This is a genomic window from Pseudochryseolinea flava (genome assembly GCF_003286915.1).
In the GTDB taxonomy this organism is placed as follows: domain Bacteria; phylum Bacteroidota; class Bacteroidia; order Cytophagales; family Cyclobacteriaceae; genus Ohtaekwangia; species Ohtaekwangia flava.
The window spans coordinates 98613-115088 of sequence record NZ_QMFY01000017.1 but is presented as its reverse complement, the minus strand read 5'-3'; the positions used below and the strand labels follow the sequence as shown (position 1 = coordinate 115088).

Here is a 16476-nt window from a genome sequence, read left to right as displayed (position 1 = left end):
GCGGTACCACCATCATACTGTTTGAGAATTGACACGATTTGTGTCTCGGTGAATCGACTTTTCTTCATTGTTCCCTAAAGTTAAAAATTCCTACTTTTGAATTCTTCGCTTTTTAGGGAAGCTTACGGATGCAGCCGTTCATGTAGCCTAGCCACACTATCACGCGAGCAGTCTGAAGACTGAAATTATGTTAGGCTCAAGTCCCGCAGCCGCGCGTGGCCATCGCTCAGACTTGAACCAGGCAATGATAGGGAACACTTGGCTGGGTGGGGATGAAGACTTGCACGAGGTGGGGCGTTGAGAGCAAGACTTGCACGAGGTGGATCTTGAATTTTCTACTTATACATCTTAACTGCTAACGGTAACAAAATATACAACGCAACTTGATGATGCGCAACATGCCCGATGGCACCGGCGCTGCTATCCCTGCCACGCTATCACTCGAGCAGTCTGAAGACTGAAATTATGTTAGGTCCAAGTCCCGCAGCCGCGCGTGGCCATCGCTCAGACTTGAACCAGGCTTTGAGAGGAAGACTTGCTCGAGGTGGGACTTGAAGTTAATTATCTCGTAATAAAAGTTTTCGCAGTTCAAGTCGCGTGAGTCGGTAGTCATCTTCTATATACGCATATCGATTAAAAACAATTAAATCCTCCACTAAATCCCTATACGTACGAACTCCTTTCATTTCATTTGGATGATAGAATGCAGGGAAAAATATGTATAAGATTAAATAAGGTATACCTACCAAAGGTAAAAAGATTGAAAGTTTAACAGCACTGTAAATAGCAACAAAGATCTCAATATTAAAAAGCATCAATATGACAAAGGAAAACACGGGGACAATAAACACACACAATTGAATAACCAAATTGCGAGTTGACAACATAAGTTTGGGAAAAACAAGGCCAGTGTCTGACTCCAACGCTTTCACCCTTAACCGCCCCGTCCTGCTTGGAAATATTTCATTGAATAGTTTATCTTCAAAATCACTCATTGAATAAAGTGTCTTCAAAGAAGCTCTAAGCTTTAAATCAAAAATTTTAAATAAAAATTGATTAAAAAAACGACGATTTTCTTTGAATAATTCGACCACGTGATCAACGAAATCATCTTCATTGTCGTCGCTAGGCCGGCGAACTGACTTTCCAGATACGCCCAAAAATGCCTCCATTTCCAATATCCAATTTATAAATTTTTCTGCTTCCATATTAAAATTCTAAGTTACTCGATCAGATCTCCAACATTATCGTAAGCGTCATATAATTTTTTACCTGTCTTATAAAGATCGACATTGCCTTTTCTACTGAAGTGTATCATTTCAATATAAGTCTTGCTTCCTACCTTCCAGGCTGCGCTGCCGAACGCTGGACCTAAAAGTGTACCTCTTAATCTTGTCGCTAAATTGAAAGACAAATTTCTTGCTGCTTGCGTCACTACTATATTCCCAGCATTATACATCGCGCCAGTGTTCCAATACAAACTAGTTGCTACTCTTGCCGAGGTGCTGGGAATAGTAATTGCACCACGGGCGGCAAAACCCAATGCCAATTGAGTCCCTGCATCAAAATCAATATTTCCTGGCGCTGGCGACCATCTAGCAATTGACTCCCAACGTTCACCTAAATTGCCATAAGCGTCAACGGGAGTGAAGGAAACGGTAACAGAGCGATCTGCGGGATTATTTTGCGAGCCCCAAACTCCCCAAGTTCCATCGCTATTTTTCCCGGCTGAGTAGCTTACGCCGCCACCAGCCTGAGACAGGATGCTGCCTCCCCATTCATCTGCACGTCGCTCTGACCAAATTCTCTGGTCCGACTTAAAAAGATTATTCCAAAGTCCTGCACCTGGAACCCAGGCGCCATTCGGATCAAATCCACTAACTGGATCATTCCCCATTCCAACATACGGTGAGTAGAACTGCCCTGCAGGATCCACCGACGTCCACCTCCCCACCACCGGATCATACTCCCTCAGCTCAAAGTGATTCCATCCTGTCTCTTCATCTCGCTCTGCATATTGCCCTTGGTAGCCATAGCGATACTTTCCACTCGGCTGTAGCACGAAGTCTATTTCTGATAACCTCATCTGTAGCCAACCTTCGCGTAGCGCATTCTCCTTCGCGAAACTTAGCGACACTGTATTACAGCAAAAAGATGAGGCGGAAACTACTTCCGCCTCAAGTTGAAATCACATGACTCCTGTATTCGTAAACCTTACCTTGTAAGGCCACTGATCATCGTTTGATTCATTTTCGTCCCAAGGATGAGGCGCGTATGTGTTTGGCGCACCGGTAACGACGAACCATAATTTCGTGGTGCCCGATGGCACTGTGAAATTCGCTGTGCCTGTATTCGCCGAAAACATCGGACTGTATACACGCTGACCATTATTCAACAGCGCGACATATCCGTAACGCCAACCTGCACGCGATGCATTGGTTACACGATTATATCCAGCAGCATTCACCATACCGGTAAATGTGGCCGTCACGTTAGTGCCCGATGCAGGAACAGTTAAGCGAATAACATTATACCCTGTAGTACCTGGACAACGATTGTAAGCAACTTGAACACTACCGTCGGAGAGTCTTGTATAATTAAATGTTTGTGCACCATGATAGTTTGCACCAAGTGACCTCAATGCAGGAATATCCCACGTAACAAATCGCGCTGCTTGATCATAGATTTCGGCGTTCAGCTGACTTACATTGATCCCCGTGAGTCGCATATAAGCCTGGAGCGGATCTTCAGGCTGACGCGACTCGCGCCACAACCGTCCGATGAAATTGCGCCCACGCTTGTATTCCCAATAGTAGTGTATAAAATAACTTGCGTACCGATACCACTCGTGATGAAGATGTCGGTTATAGTTTTGTTTATACACCGTAAAGTCATACGCCGTGAACACAGCGGATGGATAACTTTGGAACGCCTGAAATTGCGCAGTCTGCTCCCAAAAGCCATTGCCACCAAGGCCACCAAAGCCGTAACGAAATCCACCGACACCTTGATCTGCGAAAACCTGGTATTGAAAACTGTGACCGATCTCATGCCCCAACGTATGGCCTACCGGCTGACATGTATTGGGACTGATCCAAAGCGCCCCGATGGTGTCGTCGTAGCCTGCACCCGTAGCCATCCACTCTGTTTGATAGTACAAGAAGATCATCATCTTGTACGTATTCAATTTTGATGACGCAAGATTCGCGAATCCTAACTGCGTGATATTTAATTGAAAAAAGCTTTCGGCTTTCGTTAGCAGGTCATTGATGTTTACGCGATACGCAGAAGGTACTGCCGATGAATTCGGGTCATTGGTACCATAGCCCTTTCCCCAAAAAACAACGAAGTGCTCTGATTGACGGCTGCGTGACCAACTCCATGTACTGTTGGCGTTATTAAAATCATTTGATCGCAGCTCTACGGGTATATATACAGAAGCCGCTGCTTGCGATACTGGTGGATCATTCACCGATTTATCATCTTCACTCAGCGTTGACACATCATCCACCTCCTGGTCTCGTGCAGGGTTATCAACTTCTTCACTACATCGAAAGAGTAACGTCAGTGATAAGACAAGGGTCATGCATGTGCGGATCCACCTAGGGTTCGGCAACATCAGTTTTAGAAATTGCTTGGACATGGGTATTTTTTTTATCTAAGCAACATGATAAAAGATTACCCATTTTGTCTCAGCTTATCAATACCTGATAGTATATATCCAACTGAAATGATGTTGTGCTCCGCAACCTAACAGCAAGCGGCAAACTACCCTCAATGAAAAGCTATGCGATGTATAACATCTTTGCGGAACACTTCCTAAACGAATACAACAAAAAATCCCGATACACCGATAACTGATATAACTGATAACCGATACACCGATAACTGATAACCGATAACCGCCTCGTCTATTGCATTGTTTTCTTCTGCTCCTGAATACACCTCATGAGTTTCCCGAGGGTTTCGTTCGGGTTTTCATCATCGAACGTATGATTGTGCGTTCCGGCAGTGCGCGTGGTGATGACAATCGATGAATGTTTGGCGCCGTCGAAGGCTCTTTTGTTGGTGGGAGATTTCAAACTATCGAAGGATGTCCAATCGATATTGGAAACTGCTTGCAGCGTTTTCTTCCAGGCCTGTCTGTGGTTGGCTTTAGCATTTCTTTTTACCTGGCGATCCGTGCCTGATGTGTAGGAGAACACGACGCTGTCGTTGTCAAGGATCAAATGCTCTTGATATCCGCGGGTGATGGAAGTGAACTCAATGCGTGTCACTTCATCAGGTTTTGTTTGTTGTCGCGCGTTGAAGGCGCTACTGACAATCAAGAAGAAGATGTTCATTGTATTCATATCGTACAACTGTTTTAAAATAAGTTGCCTCAAAGCATTTTAACATACTTTGAGGCAACTGGTTATCCGGCGGCTAAACTATTCTTTTGAGAACTTATTCCATAATAATCCTCTATTGGTGTTCAATTGAAGGATATAGAATCCCGCAGGGAGCGACGAAACGTTAATATCTTTTTCGAAACGGCCGCTTTGATAATGCGTGCTTCCTGTCATGGTAACAATTTTCATTTCGCGCACTTCAACATCTTGTGGCAATGTGATATGCAGCATATCTGTCACAGGATTTGGATGAACGAAGTTTTTAAGGGAAGTAATTTCCTCACCTTCAAACCCGGCACCCGGCCTTGCACTGCTTGATGAACAGAATGTATGCGAGATGGAATTCGTAAATGATGCTCCTGAAAATAAAACAGCACCCGTAGCGTTCTTCACGTTGTACGATCCATTTCCGAAAGAGCAGCAAATACCATCGCCGTAACTATCGTTGATCGTGAAGGTGTAGTTACATCCCACAGGCAAGCATACCGTTGACGTAATTGTCGATCCGTCAGGCTGTGATCCATAAGGACCTCCTGATGCTACCGTTGTTCCGCTACTGTTCTTGATTGTCCATGATGTTTCTTCCGGATAATTATCGAATGTGATGCTTACCGTAACATTCGCGCAAGATCCGCCACCGCCATCGGTGATATTCACGGTATAGTCTTCAACTTCGCCATAGCTGAAGGTCTCACAAGCAGTAGGCACAGCGTTGTATTTCATCGACACACGCAAACGCGTCGGTCCATTGGTTGCCGTATTCGGAACGGTGAACGATCCGCTTACCGGTGTTGTCTGACTTGCTGTTCTTGAGAAGATAAGTTCACCTGAATCCGCAAAGTCACCATCTTTGTTGTAATCGATCCATGCGGCATATCCTTCATTGTATCTGCTGCCAGTCCATGTCGGCGTAATGGTGATGGTGTTACTAGAACCTTTCGTGAGATCGGTCGATTGCGCTGTGAAATTTCCGTAGCCTGCATTAGCGCCCGAAGCATTGTTGATCGTACCGACTTGAACGCGCCCGATAAATTCATCCGCAACACTATTTCCTTTTGATGCGCAGTACGTAGTACCGGTATTCAAGGTCGTAAAGTTTACCGATGCACTCCATGCCGATGTTGTACTTGTACATTTGCTTCTCACTTGTACTTCATACGCGGTATTCGCTGTTAATCCCGACAACGTCACCGTGTTTGTTGACGCCGCTACGGTTGTCCAAGCACCACTGCCAGTTCTATATTGAACATCGTATGTAGCATTTGGAACCGCGTTCCAATTGAGTGTCGCGCCTGTTGTCGTAATTCCAGACGCTGCTAAACCTGTTGGTACTGTTGCTGTACAAGAGGCGCTGTTTGTAATGGTGAAATTGGCATTAGAGATGTCGTAATAAATATTTCCTGCAGCTTCAACTTTTACACGTGCTGTCGTTGTGAGGTTATTGGGAACCGTGATTGACTGCGATCCATCATTCGGTGTGCCGCTGATCAACGTAACAGGATATGTAAATCCACCATCAGTAGACAATAAGATATTTACGTTTGCTGTATTCACTGGTGCGACATTCGTATTCGCGACGTTCCAGGTTACGGTTTGCGTTGTGCCGACGGTCCAGCTCGTGGCAGTGTTCGGTGCGGTAACAACAAATGGACCGGCGCTGCCATTTACGGTTACCACCATTAAGTCATCATTGGTTTGCCCACCTCCTGCTTTATTGTCGCGTACGGTTAATGCAAAGTTCAGGGTTCTCGCTACCGATGGAATTACTTCCCATGTTGGTGTGAGGTTATTTGCTACAACGTCGCTGATTTGAGGAAGATAACGATCTGGTGATGATGTTCCTGTTCTACTGCGAAACATTGGACCAACTGTCTTCGTCGGCGACGGTGCCGAGTTGTTTGCACTACCAGAAGGTTGAACGTCATTTTGTTCCCAAGTATAAATGAGTGCGTCGCCATCGGGGTCAGAACCAGATCCACGGAGTACGAATGCTGTTGATCTTGGAATGACATAGTCTGGTCCAGCGTTCGCGGTGGGTGGATTGTTTGTCAAGTTTACCACCACAGCACACGCGGCGCTCACACCACTTTGAACATTGGCTGAGATATCGCGGATGTTTACATAATGAAAATAGGCATCGCTGTTGTTCTGAACGTTAGCCGAACAAATTCCGGCATAGCCCATGATGGTGCTTCCACTACCCGGTTCCACTTCTGTGTTTCCAGAGCCTGAAATACAACTTGCATTTGACTGTGTGTGAAATCCGCCGAATTGGTGTCCCATTTCATGTGCAACGTAATCGATATCGAATGGATCGCCTGTAGGATTTGAGCTTCCAGTGTAACCACTGCCCTTGCTTCCTGTTGTACATACGCATCCAATACATCCTGCATTGCCACCACCAGAAGTATTAAAGTTGTGACCGATATCATAATTCGCATTACCGATGGCTGCGTCAATTACTTGCTGTGTTTTATTGTTGAATTCACCGCTCCAAGGGTCGGCGCTTGTACTGCCGTGGTAAATGATCAAGTCGTTGTTGGGAACAATTTGCATGGTGATCGCGAGGTCTTTTTCATAGATACCATTTACACGCGTCATGGTGATGTTCATTTGCGCGAGGATGTTTGCTTTCTTCTGTGCATCGGTACCTGTTCCGGCGAATATATTACCATACTCGGCGTTACAGGATAGTGCAAGACGGTAGCGGCGAAGTTTTTTGTCGTTAGTCTTCGCGTTAGCATCATTACGCTCTACGTTTGCAGGGCGATCAGCATTCTCTGTCAAGCAAGAAAAATTCCTTTCTGCAGCACCCAAGTCTGTTCTGCTGTAAACGGAGTAATGTGTTCGATCAGATGAATAAGGGTCGATGTATGCGGTACTCTTGGTACCGGAAAGGATCATGCCGTGAAATCCGAACTGCTCTGTCAAACTGAAACGAATTGTCGCAGTAGGATCATCAATACCTTGTCCCGCATAGGAAGTAATGCCAGGATATTTTGCGGCAAGATCAGGATGCAATACCGACGCTTCAACGACACGATATCTTTCCAGTTTACCTTCGGCATTCGGAAAAGAAATGATGACATTAGAGCTTACGCGGCCAGCGCGATCGGGGGCAGCAGAAAGCACACGTTTTATGCCAGGCACATCGAGCGTAAAAATTTTGAAGCTTGAGCCGGGCGTACCACCACTGACCTTCGCATTTTTTAAGATTTGATTCGACGGCAGTGTCGAAGCACTTTTCCAGAAATTCTGGGTTTGCCCATACGATAGACAAACTAACAGCAAGAGTACTGCTGTTGAGAGTACAGTTTTCTTCATACGTGAGATTTAGGTTAATGAATGAAGAAAAATAGAGAACTGTTTTTAACTCAGGGAATGTTTGGTCGGATATCTCAGGCGAGACCTGAAAAATACCTTGGGCTGTTATCGGTTAACTGTTATCGGTTATCAGTTGAACCGTGAACTGTTAACTGTGATCCGTGAACTGTAATCCAATTTTTAGGTTAACTTTCGACCATGTTCGGTCTGTTTAAGAGTAAAAGCGATACTGCAAAAGTTATCGACAAAGTTTGGATGTATCGTCAGGGTAAGTTTAATGCGTGTCGGGACATGGCCGCGCTGAATCCGTCGATTGCGTTTGTTGCATTCTTTGAAGAAACACAACGAGAACTTCAAGCAGTACTTCAGGGCGTCCACGTGTTGCTGGCTTCGGAAGTAAGTGTAGAAAGTGTTCGCGATAGAATGATAGTCTTTGTCGAACATCACCCGGTAATTGCCGAAGAACAAACGATCTTCAAAAAGTTGAATTTAAAAGAGGTGAATGTTTTGTCGGGATTAGATGAACCGCTTTTTATGACATTCAACGGTGCGAAAACAATTGAACTCATGAAACGCATGGGCATGCACGAACATGAGGCGATTGGACATTCGATGATTTCAAACTCTATCAAACGTGCGCAAAAGAAAATTACGGAAGTGCACAAGTCAAATATCCCGGCGTCGTCGCAAGCAAAATGGTTTGAACTAAATCCGGCAAGAAGAAGGTAACAAACCTTGCTCTCGTTGACGTGAGATTTCTCCTGTATGCCCCTCGCCTTTCGTTTCGTCGTGAGGCAGCATTTCAGAGAACTAACGAAACAGGAAACTGGCAACCGGAAACCGGCTAACAGGCAACGCCACCCTTTCAGACTTTCATACTTTCTCCTATCTTTGCCCCCTTATTTTTATACCCAATGATATCAGTAGACGCGGTCAGTGTAGAGTTTAATGGTTCTGCCCTATTTAGCAACATCACCTTTAACATCAACGAAAACGACAGAATTGCCTTAATGGGCAAGAATGGCGCTGGAAAATCAACGTTACTGAAGATTATTGCCGGGGCGGGCAAGCCGACACGCGGAAAAATATCGGCACCCAAAGATGCCATCATCGCTTATCTTCCGCAGCACTTATTGACCGAAGACACGGCTACGGTGTTTGAAGAAGCGTCAAAAGCGTTCAGCAAGATCCTTAACATGAAGAAGCGGATCGATGAGCTGAACTCCCAACTGGAAACAAGAACCGACTACGAATCGGACGAATATGCCAAGATCATTGAAGAAGTATCAGAGCTTAGTGAAAAATACTACTCGATAGAAGAAATCAATTTCGACGCTGAAGTTGAAAAGACGTTGATGGGCCTCGGCTTTTTGAGAAGTGATTTCACACGTCAAACAAAAGAGTTCAGTGGTGGTTGGAGAATGCGCATTGAGCTCGCAAAAATTCTGCTTCAAAAACCTGATTTGATTTTGCTGGATGAGCCTACCAACCACATGGATATCGAATCCATCCAGTGGCTTGAAGACTTTTTGGTAAACAATGCAAAGGCCGTTATCGTAATCTCTCACGACAAAGCTTTCGTCGATAATCTTACCAACAGAACCATCGAAATTACGATGGGTAGAATCTACGATTACAAGACTAATTACACACACTACCTGCAACTCCGTAAAGAACGTCGCGAGCAACAACAGAAACAATTCGACGATCAACAGAAACAAATTGCAGACATCACCGAGTTCATTGAACGATTTAAAGGAACATACTCGAAGACACTTCAGGTGCAGTCGCGCGTAAAGATGTTGGAGAAGATCGAGATCGTTCAAGTGGATGAAGTTGATACATCACACTTGAACTTGAAGTTTCCGCCAGCGCCACGTTCTGGAAACTTTCCGGTAATTGTTGAAGACCTCACTAAACGCTATGGCGATCACGTCGTATTTGCCAACGCATCACTTACCATCAATCGTGGTGAGCGCGTTGCATTGATCGGACGAAATGGTGAGGGTAAGTCCACGTTGGTGAAAGCCATCATGGGCGAGATCGATTATGAAGGGAAAGTGCAACTTGGTCACAACTGTTTGATCGGATACTTTGCACAAGATCAAGCGGCGAAACTCGATGGCGATTTGACCGTCTTTCAAACTATAGATCAAATTGCAGAAGGCGACATCCGAACAAAAATCAAAGATATCCTTGGCGCATTCATGTTCGGCGGAGAAACAATCGATAAAAAAGTGAAGGTTCTCTCTGGCGGAGAAAAGACGCGTTTGGCGATGATCAAACTTCTACTTTCCCCTGTGAACTTCCTCATCCTCGATGAGCCTACCAACCACTTGGACATTAAGACAAAAGACATTCTGAAAGAAGCCCTCAAAGCTTTCGACGGAACGCTGATCTTGGTATCTCACGATCGCGACTTCCTCGACGGCTTAGCTAACAAAGTATTTGAATTCGGAAACAAACGCATCAAAGAACACTTCGAAGACATCACCGGCTTCTTGCGTAACAAGAAGTTAGAAAACCTGCGTGATGTAGAACGTAAAAACTAGTGGAGCGGCTACACACACGCTAGCCCCGGACTAAAGTCCGGGGAAACAGGTTATAACGCAGGCCTCGGACTGAAGTCCGAGGCTATATGGTCTGAGCCGCACGTCAACACACCAACACATCAGCACGTCAACACTTCTGTTTGGTTAGTTCATTTCTTATTCTACTCAACGATTGTGGTGTTATCTTTAGGTAAGATGCAATGTATTGCTGCGGAACTTGTTGGGCTAGCGTGGCATAACGCCGCGTAAATTCAAGATACTTGGTTTTTGCATCGCCGAAATTCAGAAAGTCGTTGTCTTTAATTTTATTCAACAGGTGCGCTTCCGTAATACTCTTCAAGAAAATGTACATGTTCGGAATTTCTTCAGTGAGTTTATTCAGCGCTGCTTTGTGAATAATTCCAATCTCACTTCCGACTACAGCTTGAAAAGCATCTTTACTGGGCGTTGCTGCATAGTAGCTTTCTAAATCGACCATGAACTGATTTTCGCGCACAAAATATTTTGTCACGTCTGTGCCTTCCGGATCAAGAGCATAAACTCTGAAAATACCTTTACACACGAATGCTATTTCGTTGGCAACAACATCGATCAAATGAAAATGCGCGCTGGCTTTTACGTTCACAACTTTAAAATGAGAGACTATATAATCAATATCATCTTGTGAGAGAATACCACCGAATCCTAATGCTTGCTTAAGTTTTTCCATTACTGAATAAGGCCAACGTTAAAAACGCTTTCTGCGCATGAAATTATAGCATCTTTCGCTGGTAATGGATTCCATCCCAGCTCGTTTTTCGCTTTTGTATTATCCACCTTCCTTACTTTACCGAGATCAATCAATATCGGTCTGATGGAAGGATCGAAACGCGAGAATAACTTCACAACGAAATTAGGCAATTCGACGCTTGGTATCTTGCGCTTGGGATATTGACGCTTCAATATTTCGGCTACTTCTTTGAAAGACAAGTAACCCGAAGAGGCAATGTATCGATTGTTTGCCGCTTGTGGTAGCTCCATCGCACGGATGAGTAGGTCGGCGACAGATCGTACATCAACAATATCAAAACCAAGTTTGGGTAGCGCCGGCGAACTTCCATCAAGCATCTTCATGACAATGTTGGCTGAAGTTCCAAAATCCTGTTCGAGTACGGGGCCTAGAATTGCGCCAGGCAAAACGGTAACGAGTTCCAAACTTGTTGGGGCTTGTTTGATAAATTCCCACGCTGCTTTCTCTGCAATGGTTTTACTTCTGAAGTATGGTGTAGAATCTCCTTTTACCGATGCATTTGTCCAATCATTTTCATTGAAGCGGTGATGAAGGTCTTCTTGTTTCTTACCGTAAACAATAGACGCAACCGACGAGGTCATCACCACGCGGCTGACGCCATTTGCTGCTGCCGCTTTTAAGATGTTTAGCGTTCCCGCTTTCGCCGGCACAATCAACTCATCTTCATGTTTTGGCAGTTTACGTGGGAAAGGCGACGCTATGTGTTGCACATAATCGATATCGCGCATCAGACGATGCCAGATGGTTTCGTCGTTTAGCTCCGCTTCTACAATGGTGAGATGATCAATATTTTTAGTGTGCCGCGCGATAACATCCTTCATTGATGTAGTCCGATTATGATCACGCAAGGTTCCGATCACGGTATAGCCCTTGTTCAAGAGTTGAATGGCTGTATGAGATCCAAGAAATCCCGTTACGCCAGTTAGTAGTACTCGCTTCATTTCTTTTTTTTCAAAAATGCCCAAGGTCGACGAGTACACCTTTAACAATTGGTAAGAAACGCTTGGTTAAAAAAGTTTTTAATATTGTAGAACGGGTCGTTTTTTAAAAGGCCATGTTGATCCCTACTGTCTGCTTTTGCGTTGCATTAATTTCCGGTTCATCCGGATTTTCCGTTCGATGATATTTTCAGCGAGCTTCAGTAACAATACGATGGCTAGTTTGATAAGGATACCATAGCCAACGTTACCACCGAGCTCGGTAATGAGTGGCTCAACCAGAAATTCTTCTAATACAAAGAGGACGATGGCGATGAAATAAATAATCGCGTAAGCACTTCGTGTTGCTTCAGCACGTGTAAGTTCATCAAGAGTTGTTTGCAGCTTTTTATTGTTGTTGATGAGTTCGCGATTGGTTCGCTGCAATTTGCGTTCTAAGCGTCCACTTACCCAGGTCATAAAACGGGTCTGCAAGAGAAGGTCGCCGTATTTTGATGTAAGTTTTTCTAGTGCTTTGGATGTTTCCTCGGGGGAATTCTCCTTCGCAATCAAGTCGGTGTACTTAGTCAATATCTCGTTTTCTCTTCGAAAGAGCTTCTCTTCACGAGTCATTTTACTCATAACAATCGTGGGCTAGGGTTAGGCAAACAACAAATATAATGATCTGAGGGAGTCCGCCTATTGGCCCCGGAATTCCGCAACAATTGCGATGTGCTTTTTCGGAAAAATGTGTCAGCGTATGGTGTAGTATTGAGGTGTATACGCTACAGTTTTCTTTACCGCATACACCTCAACTACGTACCGCACTATTCAATTAGATATTTCTTCACCACGAATTGCTTCAAGCCTTTCACCTTCACCAGATACATACCTTTTGCCAATGGCGGAAGCCCAATCTGAACTTGCTGTGCCGCGTTGCTAACTTCCTGAGAAAATAGTGACGTGCCGTTGATCGCGCGGAAGTCCACGACAATATCGCCGGGAGCTCGATCAAAATTAAGCGTTAACGAACGCGCTCCTTCTTTTGCTGGATTGGGTGACAGCGTTAGATCGTGTTCGATGTTAAGTTTTAATTCCTCTTCAACAAGGGTATGTTCACGTGCCGCCGATGTGATGGCATAGGTAAACATTTCCCAGCCTCCCGATGTTGCTCGCGTACACGTCATTGGTTTGGTGCCATTTTCGGACGAGACGTAAAATCCATTGTTACCACGGAGTGAAATTGTTCCATTACTGTTCGCGATCCAATCAAAAACCTCCCACCCGCCGATCGCAGCGCGATTGCATGTTATCCCTGTTGCCGCTCCATTTTCAGATGACACATACTTGTTCATGCTACGCAATGCTACTTTTCCATTCCCGGCATCGACTACGACAAACTTCTCCCACGTTCCAACGGCTGCGCTATTGCACTGCATCGCCGCTGTTCCATTCATCCCATTCACATATCTGCCGTTGTTTCCAAGCAGCGTAATGGTTTGTCCAATGGGTGCATTGGTTGGTGTATTAACACGTACTGTGATGGGTGACGATGTTGTAGTAGCCCCTCCGTTGTCTGTGGCACGCGCCGTAACGGTGTATGTTCCCGCGGCCACGTTTGTCCAGCTGAAACTATACGGACTGGACGTATCGGTTCCCAGTAGCGTAGTGCCGTTATAAAATGCAACTTGCGTAACAGCCCCATTCGCATCAGCTGCCGTTGCCTGAATATTAATGTTTGCTGGCGGCGTAAAGCTCGCATTGTTCACGGGTGATGTAATGCTTACTGTGGGCCCAGTGTTTCCAGAAGTGAACTGAATCCAATTGAGATTAAAACCACCGGCTGCTGCGTGTAGCCGTAGCGTTTGCGCACCTGCAGCAAGATTCACGGTGGCCGATACTGTCGTCCAAGTTTGCCAGCCATTGGTTGCGTTCACCGCCGTGGTAGCCAGGGTTGAGGTTCCTGATCGAAGTTGAATGCTACCGCCGCCATTCTGGCTCGCGACCCGATATTGCACCTGATAACTTCCTGCAGCTTGAACATTCACACGGTAATCCATCCAATCACCAGCATCGATATAACCAACGTTTTGTCCGCCACCCGTATCGGTTGTTGCTTCCAATTGAACACCACTCATAACGCTAAAACTTTCAGCTTGTACAGTTCCTGGAATAGGCGTTTCTGTTGCCGTAACGCCACCAAGCCAAAGCAGTGCGTCGATGATAAATCGATTTTGAATCTCACTCGCGAAGGTCGATGATTTACCAACGTTGTTAGCATAGTCCATATCGTTATGACCGAAGTTGGCATAGATCATTTTGTAATTTCTATTCGTCCACATGATGGGGTAATAACCATTATACCAAGATTGATTAGGATCTGTTCCAAGGGGAAAACTCGCAGGATCAACAGATGCAAGAATTTTAATATTGGCATTGTTGCGTAGGTCGTTGTTCCATCCATACCACTCACTTACGGCAGAGGTAAAAGTTTGCGGTAGCCTTACCGTTGATGGATGTGTTTGGTCTTCTACTTTCAAAATCGCGGGTGTTGGCCCCCAGGTATTTGTTCTAAAAGCGCCTGTACCCAAGAACTGATTGTGATACCAGCCCCATGCACCAGGATTTGTATTAAAAGCGCACACGTGAAATCCGAACCATCCACCGCCATTGCGCATATATTGTTCGAATGCCGGGCGTTGTGCCGCGGGGGGACTATCATCTAAAAACATGACCACTTGATATTGCGCAAGGTTGGCTGTGTTGAGAAGACTCCAGTTGTTTGTCGATTCGAACGAGAAGTTGTATTGGGCTGCCATTTGCGGAAACCACTGTCGCGCTTCGGCAACAAAGTTGATGTGGGCGGCATCCCAAGTACCGTTGTAGAATGCGATCACCTTGAAACGGGGCTGCGCATAAGAATGCGTGGTAAGTATGGTTGACAGTAGTAAAACGAAGCAGGTCAACTGCGCAAATTTTGCACACGTCGACCTTTTACATAAAGTAAATTTCATCATGGGTTTTGGATTGGTAGGTTGAGTAAATTTTCGCGGAGAACCACCGCTTATGGTTAACCACGCGGGAAATTCATCGCGGTTAAAAGTAAAAAAGCTCACGCGTCATCGATTGCAGGACCTGAATTTTACCTGACCATGACGTAAAGAAGAAGTACGCTGAAGTGAGCGAGACGTGTGGGCTACACGCCGAAAGGAACTGAAACGAGATAAAAAGCATTTAAGATCTGAACTGAAATTTATTCCATGGAGCTAGGACTTTACACATTTGCAGAATTACATCCAGACCCGTCAACAGGCGTTATGCTTACACCGCACCAGCGCATGCGCAATTTGATGGAAGAAGTTGCACTAACAGAAGCGGCAGGGCTCGACGTGTACGCGATCGGTGAACATCATCGCCCCGACTATATTGTGTCGTCGCCCGCGGTGGTTTTGGCAGCGGCGGCAGAAAAGACAAAACGTATAAAATTATCGAGCGCCGTAACGGTATTAAGTTCCGACGATCCTGTGCGTGTGTTTCAAGACTTTGCTACGCTGGATCTTTTATCTGGTGGCCGCGCAGAAATCATGGCTGGTCGCGGCTCCTTTATCGAATCCTTTCCGCTTTTCGGTTATGATTTAAAAGACTACGATTCTTTATTCTCCGAAAAGCTGGAATTACTCATGAAGATCAATGCGAGCACGAGGGTGACGTGGCAAGGCAAGCATCGCGCGCCACTCCATAACCTCGCGGTGTATCCACGACCACATCAGCAGAAGCTTCCTATTTGGGTTGCCATTGGCGGCACACCCGAATCGGTAAAACGTGCTGCAACATTAGGACTGCCAATGGCCCTCGCCATCATCGGCGGTGCTCCCGCGCGATTTGCACCTTACGTTGAATATTATCGTGAAACTGCGCAGCAATCGGGACATGATCCTAGCACATTAGGTGTAAGCATAAACTTGCATGGATATATTGCTGACGATTCACAACAGGCGGAAAATGACTATTATCCCCAATACGCCATGGTGATGAACCATATTGGTCGTGAACGCGGATGGCCACCATTAGACCGCGAACAGTTTGAATTACAAACATCACAGCAGGGCAACCTACTCGTGGGTAGCCCTCAACAAGTGATTGATAAAATTCTGTATCACCATGAATTGTTCAAACACAGTCGTTGCCTTGTGCAAATGTCTGTCGGAACATTGCCGCACGATAAGATGTGCGGTCTATCGAATTGTTCGGAACAAAGGTAGCGCCCGCCGTCAGAGAAGCGCTGAAGGCGAAACTGCAGTAGCATTCTATTCAATCATTTCACCCCCGACTAAAGCGGGGCAACTTTTATTACACCACCCCGGACTAAAGTCCGGGGCAAGTTTATTAAAAAGCATCGGACTGAAGTCCGAGGCGAGCTGTTTTCAAACGTTCCACTTTAAGCTTTCTGCTTTGAACTTTAAAATTTTAACTTTTAACCCTCTCGCCTTCCCGCGCATATC

12 protein-coding genes are annotated in these 16476 nt (G+C 45.4%); 3 read left to right on the top strand and 9 right to left on the bottom strand.

The window, feature by feature from the left end:
- Nucleotides 1–557 precede the first annotated feature (557 nt).
- The 5 genes from DQQ10_RS23725 to DQQ10_RS23705 all read right to left on the bottom strand — a co-directional run bounded on the left by DQQ10_RS23725 (nt 558) and on the right by DQQ10_RS23705 (nt 7715).
- On the bottom strand, nt 558–1208 hold the full coding sequence (locus DQQ10_RS23725; RefSeq protein ID WP_112749425.1) for a hypothetical protein: 651 nt from the start codon (nt 1206–1208) through the stop codon (nt 558–560).
- 14 nt (nt 1209–1222) lie between these two features.
- A complete protein-coding gene (locus tag DQQ10_RS23720; RefSeq protein ID WP_245970528.1) occupies nt 1223–2137 on the bottom strand; it encodes an RHS repeat-associated core domain-containing protein in 915 nt (304 codons plus the stop codon).
- A gap of 51 nt (nt 2138–2188) precedes the next feature.
- Entirely contained in the window at nt 2189–3586 is a 1398-nt protein-coding gene (locus DQQ10_RS23715) for a DUF6055 domain-containing protein (RefSeq protein ID WP_112749424.1), read from the bottom strand.
- Between the two features lie 325 nt (nt 3587–3911).
- Nucleotides 3912–4352, bottom strand: a complete 441-nt coding sequence (locus tag DQQ10_RS23710; protein ID WP_112749423.1) for a hypothetical protein — start codon at nt 4350–4352, stop codon at nt 3912–3914.
- Nucleotides 4353–4430: 78 nt separating this feature from the next.
- On the bottom strand, nt 4431–7715 hold the full coding sequence (locus DQQ10_RS23705; RefSeq protein WP_112749422.1) for a reprolysin-like metallopeptidase: 3285 nt from the start codon (nt 7713–7715) through the stop codon (nt 4431–4433).
- Between the two features lie 198 nt (nt 7716–7913).
- On the opposite strand from DQQ10_RS23705, the gene DQQ10_RS23700 reads away from it, so the two are divergent.
- Together DQQ10_RS23700 and DQQ10_RS23695 are read left to right on the top strand one after the other, a co-directional pair.
- Nucleotides 7914–8444: a hypothetical protein gene (locus DQQ10_RS23700; protein WP_112749421.1), complete on the top strand. Its 531-nt coding sequence runs from the start codon at nt 7914–7916 to the stop codon at nt 8442–8444.
- A 185-nt stretch (nt 8445–8629) separates the two neighbouring features.
- Complete coding sequence (locus tag DQQ10_RS23695; protein ID WP_112749420.1) at nt 8630–10267, top strand: ABC-F family ATP-binding cassette domain-containing protein; 1638 nt, start codon at nt 8630–8632, stop codon at nt 10265–10267.
- Between the two features lie 127 nt (nt 10268–10394).
- Here DQQ10_RS23695 and DQQ10_RS23690 read toward each other — a convergent pair whose 3' ends face one another.
- The 4 genes from DQQ10_RS23690 to DQQ10_RS23675 form a co-directional block, all read right to left on the bottom strand.
- Complete coding sequence (locus DQQ10_RS23690; protein WP_112749419.1) at nt 10395–10976, bottom strand: Crp/Fnr family transcriptional regulator; 582 nt, start codon at nt 10974–10976, stop codon at nt 10395–10397.
- Nucleotides 10976–11998 carry an SDR family oxidoreductase gene (locus DQQ10_RS23685; RefSeq protein WP_112749431.1) on the bottom strand — a complete coding sequence of 341 codons (1023 nt, stop codon included), beginning with the start codon at nt 11996–11998 and terminating at the stop codon, nt 10976–10978. Before DQQ10_RS23685 ends, DQQ10_RS23690 begins: the two co-directional genes overlap by 1 nt.
- A gap of 123 nt (nt 11999–12121) precedes the next feature.
- Complete coding sequence (locus DQQ10_RS23680) at nt 12122–12616, bottom strand: hypothetical protein (RefSeq protein ID WP_133259747.1); 495 nt, start codon at nt 12614–12616, stop codon at nt 12122–12124.
- A 185-nt stretch (nt 12617–12801) separates the two neighbouring features.
- A complete protein-coding gene (locus DQQ10_RS23675; RefSeq protein ID WP_245970527.1) occupies nt 12802–14940 on the bottom strand; it encodes a carbohydrate-binding protein in 2139 nt (712 codons plus the stop codon).
- Nucleotides 14941–15234: 294 nt separating this feature from the next.
- Between DQQ10_RS23675 and DQQ10_RS23670 the strand changes: the two genes are divergently transcribed.
- Entirely contained in the window at nt 15235–16236 is a 1002-nt protein-coding gene (locus DQQ10_RS23670; RefSeq protein ID WP_317047965.1) for an LLM class flavin-dependent oxidoreductase, read from the top strand.
- The last annotated feature ends 240 nt before the right edge of the window (nt 16237–16476 follow it).